This is a genomic window from Sinorhizobium sp. P24N7 (assembly GCF_042436655.1).
GTDB lineage: Bacteria > Pseudomonadota > Alphaproteobacteria > Rhizobiales > Rhizobiaceae > Sinorhizobium > Sinorhizobium meliloti_A.
In genome coordinates this window covers 1-1,115 of sequence record NZ_JBHMIW010000054.1, presented here as the reverse complement: position 1 = coordinate 1,115, position 1,115 = coordinate 1, and the positions used below count along the sequence as shown (strand labels likewise).

At 64.2% G+C, this 1,115-nt stretch carries 1 protein-coding gene; it reads right to left on the bottom strand.

The window, feature by feature from the left end; translation table 11 throughout:
• Positions 1–1,045: diaminopropionate ammonia-lyase (locus tag ACFHWW_RS33825; protein ID WP_379943716.1), on the bottom strand; the 1,045-nt coding region annotated here is incomplete at its 3' end.
• Between the last annotated feature and the right edge of the window lie 70 nt (positions 1,046–1,115).

Here is a 1,115-nt window from a genome sequence, read left to right as displayed (position 1 = left end):
TCAGGAAGCCGGCGAGCCCCGCGCCGCCGCTTTCACCGGCCACGATGGGCGGGTCGCCGGCGACGGGTCGGGCAAGACTCCGCATCGCCTCGGCGGCTTCCTCCTCGCTGACGGTCATGAACGCGTCAGCCTTTCTGGCCAGTATCCGCCATGCCACGAGCGACGGCTCGTAGCACTCGAGCATCGCCATGATGGTCGGCTTGTCGTGGTCGACCTTAACCAGACGACCGGCCCGCGCGCTCGCGAAGAGGCATGCGGCGCGATCCGGCTCGACCACGACAAAGCGCGGGCGAGCATTGCCGAAGACGATATCGAAATATCCGGCTACCGCCGCGGCCAAGCCGCCGACACCGGCCTGCATGAAGACGTGCGTCGGCGCCTGCGGGAGCCCGGCGACGGCCTCGCGCAGCATCGCCGTATATCCTTGCATCACGAGCCCCGGAATCCGTTCATATCCCGGCCAGGAGGTATCGGAGACGACGATCCAGCCGTTTTCCTTGCAGATCCGTTCGGCCGCGGCGACCGAATCGTCGTAAGTGCCCTCGATCCGGATCATCTCGGCACCATACTGAGCGATCGCTGCGACACGCTCGTCACTGACGCCCGAATGGACGAAGATCGCTGCCTTGGCCCCGACCAATTGGGCACCGGCGGCAACTGATTTCCCATGATTTCCATCGGTGGCACAACCAACCGTCATACCTTCGGCTATTCGTCGCACTGCGGCGGTGTCCAGTTCGCCAATATCGACAGGCTTGCCGAACTGCCGCGACGCCTCCTCCAGAACCAGCCTAATGACGGCATAGGAGCCGCCGAGCGCCTTGAAGCTGCCGAGGTCAAGCCGAAAACCCTCATCCTTCATGTGGATCGAGGCAACGCCCAGCTGTCCGGCGAGTCCGCTCAGCGACTGTAGCGGCGTGGGCTTGTGATTGGCGCGGAAGGAGAGAAAGCGCTCGACTTCCCGCGCCGCGTCGACGCGAAGCGTTCCGGCGTCGACGGCCTCCAACGGCAGGTTATGGTCCGGATGAGAATTCATGACAAGCACGGCGTGGGTCTCCTGTGAAAGTGCATTGCGCCTCGTAGTATCCCGGGCGGTAAAAAGCCCCGGCGTTACC